Here is a 24,106-nt window from a genome sequence, read left to right on the forward strand (position 1 = left end):
TTAATCAACCATAACAACGAGTGTCAAGGTGTATCTTGCTCTTATGAACACAGCATGGGCAATTTCATAGAATTTATTCGCTCATCATCTGGCAGCTTGCAACCGCCTATTCCATCGGTGCCGGCTCCTCGCCCTTCCGGGGCGGGACAAGATCGATCCCCCCGGGATGAAACGGGTGGCATCTGGCAATCCGTTTAGCAGCCAGCCAGGAGCCCTTCAGAGCACCGTGAACTTCGATCGCTTCAAGGGCATAGGCTGAGCAAGTCGGATAGAAACGGCAGGTCGCCGGCTTTAATGGAGAGATGAATTTCCGATAGAAGTGGATCGGAACCTTCACCACCCGGCGTGCGGTGCTCATACCTGTTGCTCCTGCTTTCCTTGGCCCTTGGCCGCCTGTCCGCCGGCATCCGCCTTGCAGCAATCGCGGCAGTAGCCGAACACCTCGAATTTGTGCTGGACGACTTGAAAATCGTCCGGCGCGTCGGTCAGCTGCATCGGACAGAACGTAATCGGGTACGTTTTCTGGCATTGCAGACAGATCATGTGATGATGGTGATGATCCTCGCTGCAGCGCCCTCTGAATTTGATGCCTTCCTCAAACACAACCTGCTCCAGCAAGCCGAGCTCATACAGGACCCGCAAATTACGATATACCGTATCAAAGCTTAGCCCGCTGTACTTCCGGCCCATATATTCATAAACGTCCTTGGCTGTCAGATAGCCCTCATGCTCTCCAAACAATTTGGCAAGCGTCTTTCGCTGATCGGTAATGCGCAGCCCATGTTCCGACATGGCGTCAATAATCTGTTCCGTCGTAAGCATACGCAAGTGACCTCCTGTTCGTGTCAACTCCCTTAATAATGCCTGAAAAAACAGCCATCGTCAATGAAAGCGGTTATCCCTCCTGCCCGAACGTCAGTTTATGGCACTACGCTTGAGCCCGCAGCTGTATCCGCCATGAAGCCGGAAAGAGGCCGTCTTCGAAACCGTTATTTACGGTTCGAAAACAGCCTCCCCTGCACCAAAGAGCGGTCATGTTAGGATCGCTGTGCCCGGTGCTAACAACATTCATCGTTACAATTTCATCATCTTATCAGGATTCGTTCTTTAACTCGGGCAGCGGCTGCACAAGGAGATTGATCGGAAGGCTGCTTCCCGGCGCTGCCGTGAAGAGAAATTCCACCGTTTCCTCGTAGCTGCCTGTTCGATACAGCACGGCTGCATCGTTCGGAGCGGATACCGCTCCATTGCTCGTATTCGGCGTTTGAATAATCTTGCCGTTGACCATCATGGCACCCATGTATTTGCCGCCGCGCGGATTCAGCGTGATCAGCGTATTCGGCGCTACGCGGTGCAGCTTGATTTTGTACAGGACGCCGAAATTGCCGGCATTGGTTGTATAGGAGCCGTTAATCCCGTCGTATCCTTCCAGGTTCGGGTCATTCGTATTGTCCCCGATCGCAAGACGCCCCGGCTTGTTGCCTACAAGCTCGTAGGATTCGATGATTCTCGTCGAATCCGCATAGGATCCCCGATTATGCACACCGTCCGGCGACTGCAAAATCAGGTGAGGCAGCTTCTGGATCGGGTCTTTCGTTTCATCGATCATGATGACATCATAACGGATCGGCGCATCCGAATACAGGTCAGCGAGCATGGAAACAACCTGCCCGTTCTTCAGCGATTGGGCGCTTAGATCCTTCAGAATTACTCTGCTCTCCCCCGGAGCCATCGTGATGGATTGATAATCGGCCGATGACTGCATGGATTCCAGGTAACGAAGCACAGCCGCCTTGCCTGTTGCGGTCGGAATATTGATCGGTCCGCCCATGCCGGAATATTCGGTTGTCAGCCTTGTCGGTAAGCTGTTGATATTGGTGGCCACGACGTACATCTTCATATTTTTCCCGGTAGCGTTCATATGATGGATCATGAACCGGGTGCTGCCGTTGCCGGTCTCCCGATAAACGATCCCTTCCTGGTACACCGTCTCCGGCGAGTTGCTGCGGATCAGCATCGTCGGCTCGGAGCTTCGGGTAATCGGCAGCAAGTCCCAAGTCGGTACCACGGAGCCGTTGAATGAATAGCTATCGCCGATATCCGTAAACAATTGGTTGAACTGGTCTTGGGTATACAATACCTCGTTCGTCACGGTAATGACCTTCTCGTACGTGCTGGTCGCGCCTTTTTTATCCGTTACGATTAACCGGACTTTGTGCGAACCCGCGGTAAAGAACGCCTTTTCGTTATTTTCCCATTTGTAAGTCAGCTCATCGCCCGGGTCCTGGTCGTAGCTCTGGTCGATATAGGTGATTTTCTCACCCATCTTGTATTGTTCTTTGTCTGTCGTGAACATGGCGACCGGCGGCGTATTCGGTGCGAGGACCTGAATATTCAGCGTGTATGGATCGCTCCACTCGCCGCTTGAATCCTGAACCGAGTAGGTGACAGGGTAGGTGCCCGGCTGGCTAAACATCTCCTCCCGTCCCTCCCAGCGCTCATCCACAATGGGAAGTCCTGTCGGGGAATAGGCATTCGTCCGATACGTAACATAGGTCTCTCCGGCATAAATTTCGGCCGGCGACACGGTGAAGGACGCGATCGGCTTCGTGCTCAGGCTGAGTATAATGCGTTTGTTCGGCTGGTCCACCTTATAGGAAATATCCAGTGCCTGCGTAATGCTTGTCAGCGGTACCATGAACGTATTGTTGCTCTGATACGCAGGTCCCTTCATCGTTCTGCGTTCTCCGTTGACGGTGTACACGCTGCTGTTCGTTTTGAACCGAAGCTCGTCGCCGCCGCGGATAATAATCGTCTCCTTCGTCTTCGCGTCATAGGTAAGCTTAAGCCCTACCCGATTGACCAGCGATCGGATCGCGACGTAGGATACCCCCCGCTTTACGGCCATCGGCTGTCCGGCCTTATACATCTTGCCGCCTTGATACATAACGTCGCTGTTCATCATCAGGATCAGATCGTTAGGACCAAGATTCGGAAGGTTAGGCACCTGGCTGCCCCCGCTGCCGTCTCCCGGCTCAGGCTGCGTGCTTCCGCCGTCGCTGCTGCCTCCGTCTCCGCTGCCGCTACGGGACAGGTCAAGAATCACTTTCTTCTCGGATTGATTAACCGTATATGGAATATCAAGCGCTTGCGTAATCGAAGTTAATGGAACCATAAACACATTGTTGGAAATATAGGCCGGCCCCTTCATCGGGCGGACCTGTCCGTTTACTTTATAATTGCTGCTCCCTGTCTTAAAGCGGAGCTCATTGCCATCCTTGATGATAATGGTTTCCTTTGTCTTATTGTCAAAAGAGAGCTTAAGACCTGCACGCTCGACCATTGCCCGTACCGCTATATAAGATACGCCTTTCTTGACGGCCATCGGCTCCCCGGCCTTATAGCGCTGTCCGTTATGGTACATCACGTCACTGTTCATCAAAAGCACAAGCTCATTCTTGGAAGCCGGCGATGTTTCGGAGGTGCTCGATATGTTCGTATCGTTCCCGGTGTTACCGGAGCTATTCCCGGTCTCTCCCGAACCGTTCCCCTCTTCCTCTGCTTGCTGCTGATTCGCTGACTGTTTACTGTCTTGCTCCGTATCAACGGATGATGAAACTCCCTCGGCTTCATCCGGAATCGAATCCGCACTTTCTTGCTGTGCTGAATCCGTTTCTATTGAATCCGTTTCGACCGACTGTTCTTCTACTGACTGCTGTTCTGGCTGTACGTCTTGCTGATCCGTCTGCTGCTGCAGGCTTTGCTCACCTTGTTCCACCGCAGTGGACTGCAGCGTCGAACCGGCGGATTGGGCCGGAGCCGTCAAATCCGGTGATGCTGCCGCTGCCGGAACGGCTGCAAATACCTGTGCCGCAGCAAGGACGGTGATCAATGAGATTCTTCTGAAGTTCATCCTCTACTCCTTTAAAACTGCTTTATAGTCTCTACTGTCTCTATCAGACATACTATTAGACGCCATAAATCCTGAAAAGTTGCTATAAATGGTCAGGATAATAGTAAAACCGGAGCCCCCTCCAGGAGGATAGCTCCGGTTTTTCACGTGATTTAACGTTAATTATCGTGATTTAACGGTTTGCAACGTTCTGGTTATAGCTCCAGCCCAGCGGATAAGTCTCGCTGATTCCGACCGGGAGCCTGCCGCCCGGCTTTAGCTTACCGAGAAGCACATCCGCAGCGGCTTGCATGTAGTACGGTGTATTTTCATACGTGCACAAATACGCAGGAACCGGCGGGAGATCGATAAGATCGTACGGGTTGCGGGTCGCAACGACGATCAACGTTACGCCTTCGAGCGCGGACAGCCGCTCCACCAGCTTCTTCTGCCCCTCCGGAAGACGACTCTCGGAGGTATACGTAGCGACTACGATCTGCGTATAACCGCTCACCGCTTGAAGCGCCTGCTCTACCTCTTCATCGGTCATATTGGTGCCGACGCGCACATCATCCGCCTGGACCCCTCTACTTCTAAGCGCGTTGCCCAGCGTATAGCTCTTGCTCCATGCCTCATCAACCTGGGTTGCCTTAAGCAGCTCCGGCCAGATCACCGCTACTGGCTCCTCCGCCTGCAGCGGCAGCTGTCCCTCGTCCTTGACAAGCGTAATGCCTCTACCTGCAATATCGAACAGCAGCTGCTTCGTCTCCTCGCTCACCCGGGCTACGGGCTGAACCGGCAGCTCGGCTGCCAGCTTGGCATTACGCTCCTTCAAAGCCAGGATCCGGCCCACGGCAGCATCGATTTGCGCCATCGGAATTCTTCCGCTCCGGACAGCCTCGATGACAGCTGTAATCGCCGCGGTCTGCTCCGAGAGCGTATGGCTGACGAGCACACAGTCCGCCCCGGCCTGGATCGCGCGGATGGCGCCTTCTGGTATGCCGTATTCTTTGGAAATGGCGTGCATTTCCAGGCAATCGGTTACGATCAGTCCTTCGAAGCCCAGCTCCTCCCGGAGCAGTCCGGTCAACACCGCGCGGGACAAGGTGGCTGGCAGATCGCTCGGCTCAATCGCCGGAAAGCTGACATGGGCCGTCATAATCGCGTCTACCCCATGCTTGATCGCTTGGATGAACGGATACAGCTCCACCCGGTTCAAGCGCTCTCTGTCATGCGGAACCGACGCTCTGCCCAGATGGGAATCGACGCTCGTATCGCCGTGCCCGGGAAAATGCTTGGCCGTAGCGGATACGCCTTCTTCCTGATATCCTCTGATACTTGCCGCGCCAAGGGCTGCCACCGCTTCAGGATCCTCGCCGAAGGAACGCACCCCGATGACCGGATTGCGCGGATTATTGTTAACATCAAGGCAAGGGGCGAAGTTCATGTTTACGCCGAGGGAGCGCAGCTCGCGGGCTCCGATCCTTGCCACCTCATAGCAATCCTCCACGCTGCCTGAAGCGCCGAGCGCCATATTTCCAGGAATGCGGCTGATCCCGTCATGGTCAATGCGGGCAACCATGCCGCCCTCCTGGTCGATTGAAATCAAGAGCGGGATGCTCTGCTTCTCCGCGGCCATGCGCTGGAGGGCTTCCGACAGCTCCGCAAGCTGCGGCAGGGTCTCCACATTGCGGCGGAAATAACAGATGCCGCCGATCTGATGCTGTTCGATCAATACTCTGGCATGCTCATTCGGTGTCAGCGCATTGAATCCGCAAATGAACATTTGTCCAACTTTTTGCTCCAAGGTTAAATCTGCTGCAGTCCACTTCATCGATTACGTACCTACTTTCTCTCATATTAGGGACTTCGCAGGCTAAGATGAAATCGAGCGCATGATGCATGAGCTGCCTGCAGCGTCCAGAATAAGTTCATACCGTTGCTTTGCCGGACATTTCCCGGAATTCGGACGGGGTCATGCCGGTCGCTTTCTGAAACACCTTCGTGAAATAGCGCCGCTCATGATAACCGACAAAGGAGCCGATCTGGGCAATGTTCTTATCACTGTTCACGAGGAGGAACTTGGCCGCCTCCATCCGCTGCTTCGTCAAATATTCGACAAAGGTCAGCCCCACGTGATTCTTGAACAGCAGGCAAAAGTAACTCGAGCTGATGCCCAAATGCTCCGAGAGCTCTTCAATGCCCAGGTCCTGCCCCATATTGGTATTGATATACTCCAGGGCGGAAGCGACCAGCTGCTCGGGCGTCTTCTTGGCGGTCTCCGGCCCCGGAACATCGTCGATCAGCGAAACGGTGCTGTAATACTTCTCTTTCGCCCTCTTCTTACGGATTTCCTCCCCGATCTCGCGCACCTTATTCTCCAGCTCGCCATAATGGATCGGTTTGCTGATATAATCCTTGACGCCGAGCTTAATCGCTTCCCTGGCATACTCGAATTCCTGATAGCCGGTAAGCAGTATGATTTCCGCGCGGCTCCCCTCTTCCCGAATTTTCGAAATGAATGTCAGGCCGTCCATCACGGGCATCCGAATGTCCGACAAAATCAGATCCGGCGTATACTGTTCGGCGATTTCCAATGCTTCCGTCCCGCTGCGGGCCAAACCGATCACCTTCATGCCCATCTCCTCCCACGGGAGCACCCTGTTCAGATTGTTCAAGATCGGAGCCTCGTCATCGACCAATAATACCTTCAACACGCTGCCCTTCCCCCCTATCATAATTGGGTATGACACATTGTATAACGGTGCCGCCGGGACGGCTCGAGCAGATAAACAGACCGTAATAATCGCCGTACTGAATGCGTATGCGGTCTGCTACGCTTCGCAGTCCAAGCCCGCGGCGTTCCTGATTCACCTTCAAATTCTGCAGCTTCGCCTGCTGCGACATCGAATCGTCATGCACCATATATTCAAACATCGACAGCTGCTCCGGGGTCATTCCAAGCCCGTTGTCCTCCACCCGGATGATAACATTGCCGAGTTCCTTCCATGCCGATATCCGGATGAGTCCCTTGTACGAGATTCCTTCAAATCCGTGCTGGATGCTGTTCTCCACCAGCGGCTGCAGCGTCAGCTTGAGGATGCGGCTGTGCATCAGCTCCTTCGGAATGTCGATTTCATAGTCGAACACATCCTCGAACCTGAACTTCTGGATCTCCAGATAGCTCTGCAGATGCTTGATCTCTTCCTCCAAAGTAATTTCTTCCTTGCCTTGTATGCTGATGCGCAGGATGCTCGCCAGCCGGTATACCATCTCGCTCACTTTGCGGCCTTCGTTTTGGATGGCAAGCACATTGATGGACTCCAGGGTGTTGAACAGGAAATGCGGCTTGATCTGCGCCTGCAGCACCCGCATCTCCGCTTCCGTCTTCTGCCGCTGCTCCTTCTTCACCTGCACGAACAGATCGTTGATCCGGTTCATCAGATTGTTAAAGCCTTTGGAGAGCAGCAGAAGCTCATCCTCGCCCTTCTCCTCGACTCTCGCATTCAGGTCTCCGTCCTCGACCCGGCGCATAAACCGGACAATGACGGCAATTGTCCCGGTAATCCGGTTCATGAACAGCCGGTTAAAGACGATTGCGGTGACAAGGCAGACGCCCATAATCACGAAGAACCACTTGGCAAACGACGTTACTTCCTGGGACAACGAGTTCCAATCGGTGAAGGAGACCAGATTCCAGCCGTAATCATTCAGGTGGTAAATGGAAACGATGTGCTCCTTCCCGTTGAACTTGGCCTTAAAGCTCTGGTAGCCTTGCTTGAACTCGACCTTATGCTTCATGTATTGCTTGATATTTTGTCCGTCCATGCTGTTCTCCGGATCAAACAGAACCAGTCCTTCATTATTCACGAGCATGAACGAGGTGTTTTGCAGATTGTTAGGTATCGTTAAATTGCGAAAGATTTCCTCGAACTCCCACTTCTTGATCTGGACGACCAATATGCCGAGCTTGCGCAGCGTCGTCACATCTTTGATCAGCCGAATCTGGGTAAATACCGGCTCTTCGCCTGTCAGCTCCTGAAATTCATGCGGGGCTAGCCACATGGGTCTTCCATTCAGCGCCACCACTTCATCATATAACGGGCTGCTCTTAAACTGGTCATATGGAAGCGTTCGGAAATTCTCTTTGCTGAAGATCGGAATCGGGGGCGACTCCCGGTTGAAATGATACAAAAAGGCATAGCTGATCGCAGGGTGGTTATATAGTAGATTTCGGAAGCTGCGCTGCCGGTCATTCAATTTAAGCTGCTCCGCATTGGACTCCTTAATCAGGTTCTGATCGTTCGGATCCTTCGCATTCAGCGCCATTGCGAACACGGAGGTGGCAATCCCGTTGTCCGTGACGTATTCCATCTCCTTGAATACATTCAGAATGCTGTAGCTGATCGCCTTAAGCGAATATTCGGCTTGCTGGCTGTATTTTTCCTCAATCGAGTTATAGGTAATAAAAAAAGTAAATAGGCCCAGCAAAAACAACGGAATGATAATGAGTCCCAAAAAAGCCGTAAACAATTTGTTCCGCAGATTCATACGCATGCTCCCGCTTTCGCATTACCCCTTCACGCTTCCCGCGGTGACCCCTTCAATGATCTTCTCTTGAAGAATCGCATAGATGATCAGAACCGGCAGAACACTGAACACGATCCCCGCCGACATTTGGGCGTAGTTCATATTGTAAGCGTCCCTGAAACCGACCATCCCGACTGGAAGTGTTCGCAACTCGTCATTGGACAAGAAATAGTTAGCAAGCAAAAATTCGTTCCAATTCCCCAAGAAATTAATGATAAACACGGTTACGATAGCCGGAACGGTCAGAGGCAAGATAATTCTAGCAAACAAGCCCCCAGACCTCAATCCATCGATGACGGCGGCTTCCTCGATTTCTCCGGGCAGCGAGCGCATGAAGGCAGCAAGAATGATTACGGAGAAGGGAATCGCATTCGCCACGTAAGGCAGAATGAGCGCCATATGCGTATTCAGAATGTCCAATTGACGCATGATGCCATAGATCGGCAGCATCAAGGAGTTGTTCGGAATAAGCATGCCCAGCAGGATGCACTGGAAGAGGATGGCGCTGATCCGGTTGTAACGCATACGCGTAATGGCAAAGGCCAGCATCGCCGCGAACAGGATCGACAAGCATGCGGACAGCACGCCGATATACAAGCTGTTCCAGAAATAAGTGCTGATCTTCGCGTTCACCCAAGCATTGACATAATTGTCGAGCACGAAGGTGTCGGGCAGCCCGAACGGATTGGCCGCGATCGACTGGTTATCCGTCTTTACCGACGAGAACAGTACGAACAGGAACGGATACAAAATGACGAGCAGGTAAGCCATCAGGAAAATATGCGGGATCAGTTTCTTCATCGCTCTCATTTAGTATTCAATCCTTTCGTTGCGGCGTGCGATCAGTACCTGATAGAGCGCGGTAATGATCATCGTAAAGACGAAGATCAGAACGGCAATCGAATTGCCGAAGCCGTGCTTAAAGCTCGTAATGGCATAACGGATCATATAGGTTGCCATGACGTCCGTCGAGCCGGCCGGCCCGCCCTTGGTCATTACCAGGATAATATCGGCTGCTTTCATCGCCCCGGCGATCGACAGCATGATGACAACGGAGATGATCGGCATTACCAAAGGGAGCGTAATTTTCATGGCTCGCTGCCAGCCGGTGGCCCCGTCGATTGCCGCCGCCTCATCCAGCTCCTTGGGAATGGAGATGATTGCGGCCAGCACCATCACAATGTAGAAGCCGGTCCATTGCCAAGCGTTAGTGATCAAGATCGAGAGCATCGCCCAGTTTTTGTCGGACAGCCAGTAGATCGGCTCCACGCCAAACAGCCCGAGGAGTTGATTCATCAAGCCGAAGTCCGGATTATAAATGAAGCCCCACAGAATGCCGATGACGGCCGTCGACATGATCGACGGAGCGAATACGGCGGTTTTGTACAGTCCTTTCAACCGCTTCACATTGGCGATAAGGAGCGAGAAGATGACGATCAGCGGAACCTGGACCAAACATGAGAAAAGAATGAAATAGACATTGTTCTTAACCGATTTCCAGAACGCGACGTCCGACATGGCCGTAGCATAGTTATCGAATCCAATATACTTCACGTCCTTGGAAATGCCGTTCCAGCTCGTAAAGCTGTTGTCAATCGCCGTATAGATCGGGTAAATGAAAAAAGCCAGGAACAGGATGAATGCCGGCAGGACGAACAAGATGTAGATCAGAGGATTTCTCAGCGCTTTATTCATAGTAACCTCCGTATTGATGTCTGTCGTTTAGGCGAAAAGGCACCCCCATGACAGCGGGTAGTGCCTTGACTCGCCTGCACTTGATTATTCCTCCGTAGCGTTGGCTGCTTCTTGCGCCGCTTGAACGTTCTCCAGCATCTTCTGAGCGTCAAGCTCGCCGCCGATTACCTGCTGGATGCCCATGCTCAGCGCGGTGTTCACGTCAGCCTGCACGAGCGCGTCAAAGGCAGGGAAGGATTTGCCGATCTCGCTGACCCCTTTGAAAATATCCTGCATAAGCGGATCGTCGGACGTCGAGTTCATCGTTTCCAGATCCATCTTCATTGCCGGAAGCACACCGTCTTCCTTCAGACCGCGCAGCTGCATTTCATCGGTCCACATGTTCTTGATAAATTCCTTGACGGCCTGCAGCTTACGCGGATCATTGGCCACTTCGGCCGAGAAGCCGTAACCGTTATTCGCATCCTGCATGACGACGACAGGGTCGCCCGCATTTACAGGCGGCAGGTTGAAATAACCGATCTTGCCGACCATATCGCCAGCCTGCTCCGGATCACGGAATACCGAGTTGGCCCATGAGCCGTCCATCATCATGATAGCTTCGCCGGAGAGAATCTGGTTTCTCATGTCCGCATACTCGAATCCGAGCTCGCCCTTCTTGAAATAACCTTTCTCCACCCATTCCTGATGCTTCTTCACGCCTTCGACCACTTTCGGATCGGTCCACTTCGTTTCGCCGGTCTTGAAGCCGTACGTCACTTCCGGTCCTGCGTAGTAGCTCCACAGGTTGTTGGTAGTCATCAGCGGAATCCATGCGTCCTTCGAGGATTGCGCAAACGGGATTTTGCCGTCCGCCTTGATCGCTTCCGCGATTTGCTCCAGCTCGGCCAGCGATTTCGGAACGGAGAGGCCTTTCTGCTCGAAATATTCTTTGTTATAGAAAATACCTTCGATGGAGCCGCCGATTGGCAATCCGTAGATTTTGCCGTCGTGGGTGAAAGGATCCAGCGTCGTAAATTTGTCTTTAATGCCAAGCTCGTCAAGGATTGGCGTCAGATCGAGCATCAGCCCTTCCTTTGCATATACGCCTGCGTCCGGGCTTCCGAACACATCGAACACTTCCGGCGGCTTGCCGGCGGCCATCTCGCCTCTAAGCTTCTCTTTGCGGTTCACCTCCGAGTCGACGGCATCCAGCTTGATCTTCAGGCCAGGCACCGCCGCCTCGGTTTTGCTGACGACGTCGTTCAGCAGCGCAAGACGGAATTTCTTGGATTCGCCCACTTGCGTGTGGCGGATCGTAATCTCAAACGGTTCGTTGCCCGCTGCACCGCCCGTACCGCCTGACGGCTTCTCGGCTCCCTTGCCTCCGCAAGCGGACAACAGCGCAGACGAGACGAATAGAAGCGACATGAGTAATGCCAGACCCTTTTTCTTCATTGTCTTTGACCCTCCAAAAGGTTTGTTTGTTTTTGTTACATCTTCATTATAGAAAGCGATTCCATTCTCCGATAGGTCGACATTATTCTATCTTAGGGATAAAATCTTCCACAAAAAACAGTGACCCTTCCATATTCAGGAAAGGTCACTGTCATTTATCTTAACACATTATGTGGCATTAATTCTGCTATAAAGGGATACCGTACTAAGCAGTACCTCAGATAACTTCTCCAATCAACCGGTATGCGCGCGCCACTTCCTCCTCTGTCGGCGAAGGCACGCCTTCCAGCGGATAGGCCATCCCAAGCTCCTTCCACTTGTACACGCCCATTTGGTGATACGGCAGGATTTCGAATTTATCCACGCCCTTAAGCGTGCGTATAAACTGCCCCAGATCGGCAAGATCTTCCTCTTCGTCGTGGATGCCCGGAACGAATACATGCCTGATCCACATCTTTTTTCCGTGGTCCGACAACCATCTGGCCATCTTCAGCGTGCGCTCATTGGATTTGCCTGTAAGCGCGATATGCTTGTCGTCGCGAATATGCTTAAGGTCCAGCAGCACAAGGTCTGTATAATCCAGCAGCTCCGCAATTTTATCCGGTTCGTTGTACCCGTTACTGTCCAAGGCCGTATGCAAGTTCCAGCGTTTCTTCACTTCCTTGAACAATTCGGCCACGAACGGGTATTGCAGCGTCGGCTCCCCGCCGGAAACCGTCAGCCCTCCGCCTGAACCGCGGTAATAGCTTAAATACGGCTCGATCTCCCGGCATACCTCCTCCACCGTCATCTCCTGACCTTCGTGCAACCCCCACGTGTCCGGGTTATGGCAGTATTGGCATTTTAACAGGCAGCCCTGCATGAAGAGCACGAAGCGGATACCCGGACCGTCCACCGTTCCGAACGTTTCTATGGAGTGTACATGGCCTTTCAGCATGGGGCATCATCCTTTCTGTATCCGCTTAGTCATCCGGGACTTTCTCCCGCTGCTCGTATTCCGGCTCTACCGGCCAAGTTTCGTATTATGCCTTTATCGCCTATCATCACATCGAACCGTGGAAGGTCCGGTTGATGACATCCAGCTGCTGCTCGCGGGTAAGCTTGACGAAGTTGACCGCATATCCGGATACGCGCACCGTCAGCTGCGGGTAGTTCTCCGGATGCTCCATCGCGTCGATCAGCTGCTCTCTGTCGAATACGTTGACGTTCAAGTGGTGGGCGTCATCGCCAAAGTATCCGTCCAGCATCGCTACGAGATTGCGAATGCGGGTATCGGCGTCCTTGCCCAGCGCCTTCGGCACGATCGAGAACGTATTCGAGATACCGTCGAGGCTGTCCTCGTACGGGAGCTTTGCAACCGACGTCAGCGAGGCGAGCGCTCCCTTCTTGTCGCGGCCGTGCATCGGATTCGCCCCTGGCGCGAACGGTTCGCCCGCTTTGCGACCGTCCGGCGTCGTTCCCGTTTTCTTCCCGTAGACGACGTTCGACGTAATGGTCAGCACCGACTGCGTCGGCATGGCATCCCGGTATGCTTTGTGCTTGCGGATCATGCTCATAAACGATTCCACCAGCTCCACCGCGATGCTGTCCACCCGGTCATCGTTGTTGCCGTAGCAAGGGAAGTCCCCCTCGATCTCGAAATCCACGGCAATCCCCTGCTCATTTCGAATCGGCTTAACCTTCGCGTGCTTGATGGCGCTCAGCGAATCCGCCGCTACGGACAGGCCGGCGATCCCGCATGCCATCGTCCGTAAAATATCCCGGTCATGCAGCGCCATCTCGATCCGTTCATAGCTGTATTTGTCATGCATATAGTGGATGACGTTCAGCGTATTCATATAAAGCTTCGCCAGCCATTCCATCATCGGCTTGAACCGCTTCATGACCTCGTCGTAGCTGAGAACCTCGGCCGTGATCGCCGGATATTCCGGGCCGACCTGGGCGCCGCTCTTCTCGTCCTTGCCGCCGTTAATGGCATATAGCAGCGCTTTGGCCAAGTTCGCCCTTGCGCCGAAGAATTGCATTTGCTTGCCGATTCGCATCGCCGAAACGCAGCAGGCGATCCCGTAGTCATCCCCGTAAATCGGGCGCATCAGATCATCGTTCTCGTATTGGATCGAGCTGGTTTCGATCGAAACCTTGGCGCAATATTTCTTGAAGGCTTCCGGCAGCTTCTCGGACCATAGGACAGTCAGGTTCGGTTCCGGAGCAGGTCCCAGATTATACAGGGTATGCAGGAAGCGGAAGCTGTTCTTCGTCACGCGGGTAACGCCGTTTACGGACATGCCGCCGATCGATTCCGTCACCCAAGTCGGATCTCCGCTGAACAGTTCGTTGTAGTCCGGCGTACGCAGGAATTTTACGATACGCAGCTTCATGACAAAATGGTCCACCAGCTCCTGAGCCGTCTCTTCCGTCAGCTTGCCCTCGGCGAGATCGCGCTCGATGTAAATATCAAGGAAGGAAGATACCCTGCCAAGCGACATCGCGGCCCCGTTCTGTTCCTTGATCGCCGCCAGATAGCCGAAATACAGCCACTGGAACGCTTCCTTCGCCGTATTGGCCGGTTTGGAGATGTCATAACCGTGCATGGCCGCCATTTCCTTCAGCTCTTTCAGCGCCCGGATCTGCTCCGACAGCTCTTCGCGCAGACGGATAACCGGCTCATCCATCGCGTCCACTTCAAGCTCGGCCAGCTCCCTAAGCTTATCCTGCACAAGCGCGTCGACTCCGTACAAGGCCACTCGGCGGTAGTCCCCAATAATGCGTCCGCGTCCGTAAGCATCCGGAAGGCCGGTGATGATTCCGGCTTTGCGCGCTGCCCGCATTTCGGAAGTGTATGCATCGAACACACCCTGGTTATGGGTTTTGCGGATATGGGTAAACATATCCACGATGCCCTGCGGCATTTCAAAGCCGTACGCATTACATGCGTCAATCATCATCCGGATGCCGCCGAACGGCTGAATCGAGCGCTTGAACGGCTCATCGGTCTGAAGTCCGACGATCTTCTCCTTCTCTTTGTCCAAATATCCCGGCTGATGGGAGGTGATCGTCGACGGCGTATTCACATCAACGTCCAGCACCCCTCCGGCCTCACGTTCCCTGCGGGTTAAATCGGATACGATGTCCCAGAGAGCCTTTGTGTTATCCGTCGGCCCGGCAAGAAACTCCTCGTTCCCCTCATAAGGCGTTATGTTTCTGGCAATAAAATCGTTGACGTCGACTCTCCTATTCCATTTCCCTGACTTAAAACCTCTCCAGCCTGCATACTGCTCCATCACCGACATTTCGAATCCCTCCTAGTTTTAAGCTGCGGCCTGCGGCAATACGGCGGGAACCCTCCGCACCGCGGGAAGTCTCTGGCTTTCAGATTCAAACCCTTAAATGTGATTTATTTCACTAATTGAGGCGCGCCGGTTCCGTCTTTTGCCCGCAAGCTGCATTTGTAAAGATCCGAGATTCATCTCGCTTATTTTGTACACCCTTATTGTAACCCTGGTGGATCTTTACATCTGTGATATAAGTCACAAGGATGCAGCTTTTCGTGACTTTTATCACCCGAATTTGCAGGCCGGGGTTGGAAACAAATATGCAGCCTTCTGCTATCGGCTGACGTGGCCGGCAGAAGGCTGCATCCATCCCTCTAGGGTTTACTTACCCTTCGTCTCGTATGGTTAAAACCGTCCATAGAACGCGTTGCGATATACATCCGCAAGCTCCGACACGAGCGGCAGCTTCGGATTGCTCGTCGTACACTGGTCCTCAAACGCACGGTCGGCTAGCTCGTCGACGCGATTCTCGAAATCCTGTGGATCAATGCCAAGCTGCTGGAACGATTCTTCGATGCCGAGCTTGGCATTCAATTCCCGAATCGCAAGGATCAGACTATTGACGCCCTCCTCCGTCGTCCTAGCCGGCAGACCGAGAATCCGAGCGATCTCGGCATACCGCTGATCAGCCACAAAATGGGTATATTTCGGCCAAGCGGCGAATTTTGTCGGCTTCTTCGCATTGTAGCGGATGACGTGCGGCATAAGGATCGCATTCGTCCGGCCATGTGCGGTATGGTACTGACCGCCCCATTTATGCGCAAGGCTGTGGTTGATGCCCAGGAACGCATTGGCGAAGGCCATGCCGGCCAGCGTCGAGGCATTATGCATTTTTTCCCGGGCCAGCTTGTCGCCGGTAAGCGCCGATTGCTCCAGATACTGGAATACGAGCTGAATGGCCTTGATGGCAAGCCCATCCGTATAATCGTTCGCCATGATCGAGACATAGGCTTCGATGGCATGCGTCAGCACGTCCATGCCGGTGTCGGCGACGGCGGTCTTCGGCAGCGTGTAGACAAATTCCGGATCAATGATCGCCACATCCGGCGTCAGCTCGTAATCGGCTAGCGGGTATTTGGTGTGCCCGGAAACTTTATCCGTGATTACGGCGAAGCTCGTGACCTCCGAGCCTGTGCCCGATGTGGTGGGAATGGCAACGAACTTCGCTTTCTGGCCAAGCTTCGGATACTTATACACCCGTTTGCGGATATCCATAAATTTCTGCTTCAGATCTTTGAAATCGGCATCCGGGTGCTCATAGAACAGCCACATCGCTTTCGCCGCATCCATCGGCGAACCGCCGCCGAGAGCAATGATGCAGTCCGGCTGGAACCTGTTCAGCATTTCGGTTCCCCGTTCAACCGTAGTCGTTGAAGGATCCGGTTCGACCTCCGAGAACACCTCGATCGCTACGGGCGCTCTTCGCTGCCGCAAGTAATGCTCAACCCGCTCCACGTACCCGAGCTTCACCATCATCGGGTCGGTGATAATGGCAATGCGCGATATGCCCGGCATTTTGGCAAGATACTGGGTGGAGCCTTTTTCGAAGTATATTTTATCCGGGACTTTAAACCACTGCATATTCACGGTTCTGCGGTTCACCCTTTTCACGTTGATCAGATTAACGGCCGTTACGTTGGAAGAGGTTGCGTTGCGGCCATACGATCCGCACCCCAGCGTCAGGGATGGAAGATTCGTATTGTAGATATCCCCGATTCCGCCCTGCGAGGACGGCTGGTTCACCAGAATGCGGCAGGTTTTCATGCGGCTCGAGAACGCCCGGATCACATCCTCATTATGCGAATGAATGACGGACGTATGTCCCATCCCTCCGAAGGCGACCATTTCCTCCGAACGTTTGATGCCTTCCTGCGCGTTTTTGACACGGTAGCACGCCAGCACAGGGCTCAGCTTCTCCGCGGACAGGGGATAGCCCGGCCCGACGCCGTCCAGCTCGGCTACCAGAATCTTGGTGCCTGCCGGGACATCAAGGCCGCATTGCTCGGCAATCTTAACCGCCGGCTGACCGACGATCGCAGAATTGACCGCGCATTTGTCGGATATCATGGCCTTAGCCGACAGCTTCACGGTTTCTTCCTTGTTCATAAAATAGCAGCCGGCCGCCATCATTTTCTTCTTCACTTGCTCAAACACGGGCTCCTCGATAATGACAGCCTGCTCCGACGCGCAAATCATCCCGTTGTCGAACGTCTTCGATAAAATCAGGTCATTCACGGCCTGGTCGAGATCCGCCGACTTCTCGATAAAGCACGGCACGTTTCCCGGACCGACGCCGAGTGCCGGCTTGCCGCAGCTGTAAGCCGCTTTTACCATGGCGGAACCGCCGGTTGCCAATATGCACGCCACGTCCGGATGATGCATTAAAGCATTGGTCTTCTCCATGGACGGCTCCTCAATCCATTGAATGCAATCCGCCGGGGCTCCATGCTTACGCGCGGCCTCCAGCAAAATGGCAGCAGCCTCCCGGCTGCAAGCCTGTGCCGACGGATGGAATCCGAAAATGATCGGGTTGCGCGTCTTGATCGAAATCAGTGCTTTGAAGATGGTGGTTGAGGTAGGGTTCGTTACGGGGGTGATCCCCATGATGATCCCGATCGGCTCGGCGATCTTTTGGAACTGGTCGTACGGGTTATCCTCTATCACGCCCACCGTTTTGTCGTATTTAATATTGTTATGGATGTACTCTGTTGCAAACAGGTTTTTGATGATCTTATCTTCGTATACGCCGCGTCCGGTTTCTTCGACCGCCATTTTTGCCAGCTGCATATGCTTCTCGAGCCCGGCCATCGCCATCGCATGCACGATTCGGTCGACCTGTTCTTGGTCCAGCTCCATAAACTGCGCTTGAGCCCGGTTCGCCCGGTCGATTAAGCCCTGTACGTATTGTTCAGCCGTTTGTTCTTTGACTTTGGTTTCTGCGGATGCTTTGGTTTCTCCAGATGCTTTGCTTACAGCCATCTCTCTCATCCTCCCATGATTTTCTGTTTGGTTGCTTTCGCGGTTGTTTATTGGTTTCTGTTGTCTACGGTTCGATCGTAACATAGCGTCTCATAATATTATGTGAATTATTTCACATAATATTGGTTCGGCTATATATTTTTATGATTCATGACATCCTCTTCGGAATTGGCTATCCGATATCTGTCGCGACCGGAGTGGCGCAAGGCCGAGAAAAGGTTAAGAGGATCCTCCCTATACGTGAACTAGATCACAAAGTTTGAAAATTCGCCACTATTTTCCTCCCAAATACCCTTTCAAGTGATTTTTTTCACGTTATAATGGAGGTAACAAATCATTCAAGATTGAACTGATCAAATTTAAAGATGTTAGGAGATACCGACATGAATACTGTAGACAACGTTTTAGAACTAGAAAGCTTAGGGAATATCCAGTGCTTCTCGGAACAAAATCGAAACCGTCTGCTGGTTACCATGAAGGAACGCGCCCTCCCTGAAGGCTCGCATTTGTTCTGGGAAGGCGACTTGGCCGACAAGCTTTACTATGTAAAGCAGGGACGGATCAAATTAACGAAAACGACCGATGAAGGCAAAGAGCTTATTCTATATATGTATCATCCGGGTGATCTGATCGGGCATGCCGATCCATTCATCAGCAGCAACCACAGCTACTCGGCTGAAGTGCTGGAAAGCAGCGTGGTCGGCGTCATCGAGAACAAGGATCTGGAGCTGCTGGTTTGCCAGCATTGCGACTTCGCGATTGATTTCATGAAGTGGATGGGCGTCCACCACCGGATTACCCAGACCAAATTTCGGGATCTGATGATGTACGGCAAACCAGGGGCGCTGTGCTCGACGCTGATCCGTCTTGGCAATACGTACGGGCAGGAGCAGGCTGACGGAAGCACCTTGATCAACAAAAAAATTACCCATACGGACCTATCGAACATGATCGGAGCCACGCGCGAGAGTGTCAACCGCATGCTAAGCGATCTCCGCAAAAAAGAAGCGATCGAGTATGCAGGCGGGCTGATCGTCATTAAAGACTTGTCGATGCTGCAGGAAATCTGCCACTGCGAGCTGTGTCCGAAGGAAATCTGCCGGATCTAGGGTGACTTGGTCACCCTGCGTGGCATGCGCTGCGCCTTCACAAGTCCCTTTTAGGGACTTGTTTGCTCCTCTGGCGCGCATTGCGCCACTACAAGTCCCTTTTGGGGACTTGTTTGCTCATCTGGCGCTCATTGCGCCACTACAAGTCCCTTTTGGGGACTTGTTTGCTCCTCTGGCGCGCATTGCGCCACTACAAGTCCCTTTTGGGGACTTGTTTGCTTCTCTGGCGCATTGCGCCACTACAAGTCCCTTTTGGGGACTTGTTTGCTCCTCTGGCGCGCATTGCGCCACTACAAGTCCCTTTTGGGGACTTGTTTGCTCCTCTGGCGCGCATTCCACCGCTACAAGTCCCTTTTGGGCATGAGCGTTGCATAAAACCTATCACAACTTTTGCTGAAGTTACTATTTCTGTAACTACCTGTATCTTTTTCATGGACAAAACAAAAAAAGGCTCCTAATTTAGAAGACGTAGCACGTTGTCCACGACCTCTAAAAAGGAGTCCAAACCATGGATAACGTAACCCAAAACACTGTCGTTCGTCAACTGCTTTCTTTACTGCCTTTGGATGTACACGATCGACTCCTTCATGCCGATCGCTACGCCAAGAAGCTCACCATCAACAAAAGCATTCTCATTTTCATTCTGGCTCAGCTCAACCATTGGCAAAGCTATATCGAGATGGAAGAACAAATTTATGCACATTCTGACATTCGGTCCATCCTCGATCTGCCCAGCATCAGCGCAGCCCAATTGTCACGGAAACTCAGCGAAATCCCGACGGAAATCTTGCACATGCTTTTTCTCCATAGCGTTGCCCGTGTCCAGAAGCTGACGGCTCACCAGCAGGGCATTTCTTCAACCATTGGACCTCTGGCACTCATTGATTCGTCGAAAATCACACTCCCCTTGGTACTTGGGGATTGGGCCAGAGTTTCGCATACCTCCAGCGGGGTAAAGCTGCATGTGCGGCTCGTAGCCGCTTCACCCGAAGTGGTATATCCGGACGCTGTCATCCCATCGACTTTAAACGTAGGCGACCGAGCCGGGGCGGTCGAACTGGTCACCGAGCAGGCGGCAACTTATGTCATGGACCGTGGTTATGATAGCTACAAAAACATGGATAACTGGATGGAGCGCGGCATTCAATTTGTCATGCGAATGAGAGATCGCACCTCAATCCATGTTGTGGAGGAACGAGAAATCCCTCCAGGAAGTCCGATCACACGAGATGCTCTTGTGAACGTAGGTAGCGGTTGGCGCAAGATGAAGGAACGAGTCCGGCTCGTAGAGTTTTATGATGAGCAGGGGCGCTTTTATCGCCTACTTACCTCTCGACAGGACATAACGGCCGAAGAAGTAGCTCATATCTACAAATGCCGATGGCTTATTGAACTTTTCTTTAAATGGATAAAGCAGCATCTGCGCCTAAAAAAACTGCACAGCTATAAGCCGCAAGCGATATGGAACCAGATTTACCTTGCGCTGATCGCTTACGTGCTGGCACAGTATATGCAGCTACGTCTAGAAACCAAGAAAAGCGTTTGGCGTGTCCTTGAATTGTTTCGAATTCACATGTATCATCCGTGGTCCCAGTTCTTGAATGCTCTGTTTCGAGCACCTACGCGAACAACTTCTGGAAAGCCACGCGGTGCACCAAGGAAGGTACCTGAATTACGAACGAGCATTGGCATTTTTAAAACAAGCAAAGTGACTTAGGAAACAAAAATCTTGCACAAAATACATTTTATAGGAAAACGTAGCTACATTTAAGAAAGTGTTGGATCTTTTGGTGTAATTCTCGAAAAAACAACTGTAAATTAATTGTTCTTATTCAGATTTCATCCAAGTGATTGCTGATGTAAAGATTTATGCAACGCTCATGCCTTTTGGGGACTTGTTTGCTTCTCTGGCGCGCATTGCGCCACTACAAGTCCCTTTTCGGGACTTGTTTGCTTCTGTGGCGCGCATTGCGCCTTCACAAGTCCCTTTTTGCAGCTAGAATAAAAAGTGGACACCCCTTAGTGATAAAACGATAATGAAACAAAGCAGACGAGAGGGTGTCAAAAAAAATGAGTGGCAATAGACAACATTACAACGAGACATTTAAGCGTGAAACCGTAAAGTACGTGCAAGAACAGTCGAAGACGCTGGAGCAGATCGCCGATGAGTTGAACATTAATCCAGGCACATTACGCAACTGGGTCAAAAAGTATCGAACATTCGAGCACGAGCCTGTCAATCATGGGGAAACCTTACGTCAGCAAACCCAACTTATCGAAGATCAGAAACGCGAAATTGATGATTTGAGAGAAGAAATTGCGATCCTAAAAAAGGCCATGCACATCTTCAGCAAAGAAAAGAACTAAGGTTCCAGTTTATCGAAGATCATCGCTCCGAGTTTCGATTGGAGAAGATGTGCGTTCTCTTTCACGTGTCTCGGAGCGGTTATTACAAATGGCGTACCTCTGAAGCTTCTGAACGGGAAAAACGTAAGGCAACGCTGGCTGAACGTGTGAAATGGCACTTCTATGACTCCGATGAAACCTACGGCAGTCCCCGAATACGAAACGAGCTGGTGAAGGAAGGATGGACGGTATCGGAACGTACGGTGGGCCTCATTATGCGCGAACATGGCCTTCGTTCATGCATGGCCCGTAAGTTCCGAGTGGTTACGACCGATTCCAAGCATGATCTCCCGATTGCCCCTAACGTGTTGGAACAAAATTTCAAAGCCACAAAGCCCAACGAAAAGTGGGTCGCTGACATCACGTACATCCCCTGCCGCCAAGGGAAACTCTACCTTGCGAGCATCCTGGATCTGTACACCAAACAAATCGTCGGTTGGAAGCTAAGCGATCGGATGACCACAGACCTTACCCTCGATGCCCTAAAGATGGCGTATGCTGCTAAGAAGCCTCCGAAGGGATTGATTCACCATTCCGACCGCGGTTCGCAATATGCCGCTAAAGAGTACCGTGAACAGTTGAAGCAATTTAACATGAAGCCCAGTATGAGCCGCAAAGGAAACTGCTACGACAACGCCTGTATTGAAGCGTTTCACAGTATCCTAAAGCGAGAATTCATTTACAGCAAACCTAAGTTTAAAACAAAAGAGGAAGCCGGGCAGAAGCTGTACCGTTACCTTGAATTTTTTTACAACCGAAAACGTTCTAACAGTACGATTGGGTATATGTCCCCGGTGCGTTTTGAGCAGTGCTATTACGAGTGTATAGCTTAGCTTAGAGGTGTCTACTTTCTTGACAGAAGAGCATAAAAAGTGGACACCCCTTAGTGATAAAACGATAATGAAACAAAGCAGACGAGAGGGTGTCAAAAAAAAATGAGTGGCAATAGACAACATTACAACGAGACATTTAAGCGTGAAACCGTAAAGTACGTGCAAGAACAGTCGAAGACGCTGGAGCAGATCGCCGATGAGTTGAACATTAATCCAGGCACATTACGCAACTGGGTCAAAAAGTATCGAGCATTCGAGCACGAGCCTGTCAATCATGGGGAAACCTTACGTCAGCAAACCCAACTTATCGAAGACCAAAAACGCGAAATTGATGATTTGAGAGAAGAAATTGCGATTCTAAAAAAGGCCATGCACATCTTCAGCAAAGAAAAGAACTAAGGTTCCAGTTTATCGAAGATCATCGCTCCGAGTTTCGATTGGAGAAGATGTGCGTTCTCTTTCACGTGTCTCGGAGCGGTTATTACAAATGGCGTACCTCTGAAGCTTCTGAACGGGAAAAACGTAAGGCAACGCTGGCTGAACGTGTGAAATGGCACTTCTATGACTCCGATGAAACCTACGGCAGTCCCCGAATACGAAACGAGCTGGTGAAGGAAGGATGGACGGTATCGGAACGTACGGTGGGCCTCATTATGCGCGAACATGGCCTTCGTTCATGCATGGCCCGTAAGTTCCGAGTGGTTACGACCGATTCCAAGCATGATCTCCCGATTGCCCCTAACGTGTTGGAACAAAATTTCAAAGCCACAAAGCCCAACGAAAAGTGGGTCGCTGACATCACGTACATCCCCTGCCGCCAAGGGAAACTCTACCTTGCGAGCATCCTGGATCTGTACACCAAACAAATCGTCGGTTGGAAGCTAAGCGATCGGATGACCACAGACCTTACCCTCGATGCCCTAAAGATGGCGTATGCTGCTAAGAAGCCTCCGAAGGGATTGATTCACCATTCCGACCGCGGTTCGCAATATGCCGCTAAAGAGTACCGTGAACAGTTGAAGCAATTTAACATGAAGCCCAGTATGAGCCGCAAAGGAAACTGCTACGACAACGCCTGTATTGAAGCGTTTCACAGTATCCTAAAGCGAGAATTCATTTACAGCAAACCTAAGTTTAAAACAAAAGAGGAAGCCGGGCAGAAGCTGTACCGTTACCTTGAATTTTTTTACAACCGAAAACGTTCTAACAGTACGATTGGGTATATGTCCCCGGTGCGTTTTGAGCAGTGCTATTACGAGTGCATAGCTTAGCTTAGAGGTGTCTACTTTCTTGACAGAAGAGCATTTCGGGACTTGTTTGCGCCTGTGGCGCGCATTTCACCTCCACAAGTCCCTTTTCGGGACTTGTTTGCGCCTGTGGCGCGCTTTACGCTCCCCCAAGTCCCCTTTCGGGACTTGTTCACTGGCGCTCCCCCCTCTTCGATCCTCCCATCCCCACCGCCGTGCATAATCTGCCTGTCTTTGCCCACAATAATCCCTGTCTTTCCAAAACCATTTCAAAGGGAGTGTAACGCATGCGTGAAGGTTTGATTCCTGCTGTTCTCGGAACTGTAGTTTCTGCTTCAGGCGCCGCTCTGCTTTGCAGCAAGTATAAACTTGCCGCAACCGGTATTCTTGGCTTCGGACTGGCCCATGTCGTGCTGGGTGCGATTGACCTGGTGGAACACCGGTAAGGATTTTGGAGGACATTACGCGCAGCAATCCTGCCTGACATCTTCTGCCGCGAGGGACTTCAAGGCAAGAGACGGGCAGGGCTGCGCACTTTGCACTGCATACAAAAGCGGACCCCGCCCTTTGGCGTAGAGTCCGCTTT

At 52.1% G+C, this 24,106-nt stretch carries 19 protein-coding genes; 7 read left to right on the forward strand and 12 right to left on the reverse strand.

Annotated features, from left to right (window positions below; translation table 11 throughout):
• Positions 1-106: 106 nt before the first annotated feature.
• From yidD to adhE, 12 genes are all read right to left on the reverse strand, one after another.
• On the reverse strand, positions 107-358 hold the full coding sequence (gene yidD / locus NST44_RS25535) for a membrane protein insertion efficiency factor YidD (protein ID WP_007129696.1): 252 nt from the start codon (positions 356-358) through the stop codon (positions 107-109).
• Entirely contained in the window at positions 355-822 is a 468-nt protein-coding gene (locus NST44_RS25540; RefSeq protein ID WP_007129695.1) for a Fur family transcriptional regulator, read from the reverse strand. The genes yidD and NST44_RS25540 overlap by 4 nt, the downstream gene beginning before the upstream one ends.
• A 271-nt stretch (positions 823-1,093) precedes the next feature.
• On the reverse strand, positions 1,094-3,913 hold the full coding sequence (locus NST44_RS25545; RefSeq protein ID WP_028403699.1) for a stalk domain-containing protein: 2,820 nt from the start codon (positions 3,911-3,913) through the stop codon (positions 1,094-1,096).
• Between the two features lie 172 nt (positions 3,914-4,085).
• Entirely contained in the window at positions 4,086-5,726 is a 1,641-nt protein-coding gene (locus NST44_RS25550; protein ID WP_028403700.1) for a glycoside hydrolase family 3 protein, read from the reverse strand.
• Positions 5,727-5,823: 97 nt separating this feature from the next.
• Positions 5,824-6,609 carry a response regulator transcription factor gene (locus tag NST44_RS25555; RefSeq protein ID WP_007129692.1) on the reverse strand — a complete coding sequence of 262 codons (786 nt, stop codon included), beginning with the start codon at positions 6,607-6,609 and terminating at the stop codon, positions 5,824-5,826.
• A complete protein-coding gene (locus NST44_RS25560) occupies positions 6,584-8,443 on the reverse strand; it encodes a cache domain-containing sensor histidine kinase (protein WP_210094694.1) in 1,860 nt (619 codons plus the stop codon). Before NST44_RS25560 ends, NST44_RS25555 begins: the two co-directional genes overlap by 26 nt.
• Before the next feature lie 21 nt (positions 8,444-8,464).
• Positions 8,465-9,292: a carbohydrate ABC transporter permease gene (locus NST44_RS25565; protein ID WP_007129690.1), complete on the reverse strand. Its 828-nt coding sequence runs from the start codon at positions 9,290-9,292 to the stop codon at positions 8,465-8,467.
• Entirely contained in the window at positions 9,293-10,177 is an 885-nt protein-coding gene (locus NST44_RS25570) for a carbohydrate ABC transporter permease (RefSeq protein ID WP_007129689.1), read from the reverse strand. It lies immediately after the preceding gene.
• Between the two features lie 84 nt (positions 10,178-10,261).
• Positions 10,262-11,614, reverse strand: a complete 1,353-nt coding sequence (locus tag NST44_RS25575) for an ABC transporter substrate-binding protein (protein WP_028403702.1) — start codon at positions 11,612-11,614, stop codon at positions 10,262-10,264.
• A gap of 217 nt (positions 11,615-11,831) precedes the next feature.
• A complete protein-coding gene (pflA, locus tag NST44_RS25580; protein ID WP_007129687.1) occupies positions 11,832-12,551 on the reverse strand; it encodes a pyruvate formate-lyase-activating protein in 720 nt (239 codons plus the stop codon).
• Between the two features lie 106 nt (positions 12,552-12,657).
• Positions 12,658-14,904, reverse strand: coding sequence for a formate C-acetyltransferase (gene pflB, locus NST44_RS25585; protein ID WP_007129686.1), 2,247 nt, complete (start codon positions 14,902-14,904; stop codon positions 12,658-12,660).
• A 387-nt stretch (positions 14,905-15,291) separates the two neighbouring features.
• On the reverse strand, positions 15,292-17,925 hold the full coding sequence (adhE, locus tag NST44_RS25590; RefSeq protein WP_007129685.1) for a bifunctional acetaldehyde-CoA/alcohol dehydrogenase: 2,634 nt from the start codon (positions 17,923-17,925) through the stop codon (positions 15,292-15,294).
• Positions 17,926-18,308: 383 nt separating this feature from the next.
• Here adhE and NST44_RS25595 point away from each other — a divergent pair, with 383 nt between their 5' ends.
• The 7 genes from NST44_RS25595 (at position 18,309) to NST44_RS25625 (ending at position 23,966) form a co-directional block, all read left to right on the forward strand.
• Positions 18,309-19,034, forward strand: a complete 726-nt coding sequence (locus tag NST44_RS25595; RefSeq protein ID WP_007129684.1) for a Crp/Fnr family transcriptional regulator — start codon at positions 18,309-18,311, stop codon at positions 19,032-19,034.
• Between the two features lie 508 nt (positions 19,035-19,542).
• Positions 19,543-20,751, forward strand: a complete 1,209-nt coding sequence (locus NST44_RS25600; RefSeq protein ID WP_213617303.1) for an IS4 family transposase — start codon at positions 19,543-19,545, stop codon at positions 20,749-20,751.
• Between the two features lie 353 nt (positions 20,752-21,104).
• Positions 21,105-21,401, forward strand: coding sequence for a transposase (locus NST44_RS25605; RefSeq protein WP_007131733.1), 297 nt, complete (start codon positions 21,105-21,107; stop codon positions 21,399-21,401).
• Between the two features lie 11 nt (positions 21,402-21,412).
• Positions 21,413-22,273 (forward strand): IS3 family transposase, encoded by an 861-nt coding sequence (locus NST44_RS25610; protein ID WP_244152709.1) that lies wholly within the window; start codon positions 21,413-21,415, stop codon positions 22,271-22,273.
• Between the two features lie 102 nt (positions 22,274-22,375).
• Positions 22,376-22,672 (forward strand): transposase, encoded by a 297-nt coding sequence (locus NST44_RS25615; protein WP_007129247.1) that lies wholly within the window; start codon positions 22,376-22,378, stop codon positions 22,670-22,672.
• 11 nt (positions 22,673-22,683) lie between these two features.
• On the forward strand, positions 22,684-23,544 hold the full coding sequence (locus NST44_RS25620; RefSeq protein ID WP_244152709.1) for an IS3 family transposase: 861 nt from the start codon (positions 22,684-22,686) through the stop codon (positions 23,542-23,544).
• 263 nt (positions 23,545-23,807) lie between these two features.
• A complete protein-coding gene (locus NST44_RS25625) occupies positions 23,808-23,966 on the forward strand; it encodes a hypothetical protein (RefSeq protein ID WP_007133071.1) in 159 nt (52 codons plus the stop codon).
• The last annotated feature ends 140 nt before the right edge of the window (positions 23,967-24,106 follow it).

The sequence above is a fragment of the Paenibacillus sp. FSL W8-0919 genome, from assembly GCF_038003785.1.
Lineage (GTDB): Bacteria > Bacillota > Bacilli > Paenibacillales > Paenibacillaceae > Paenibacillus_AQ > Paenibacillus_AQ lactis.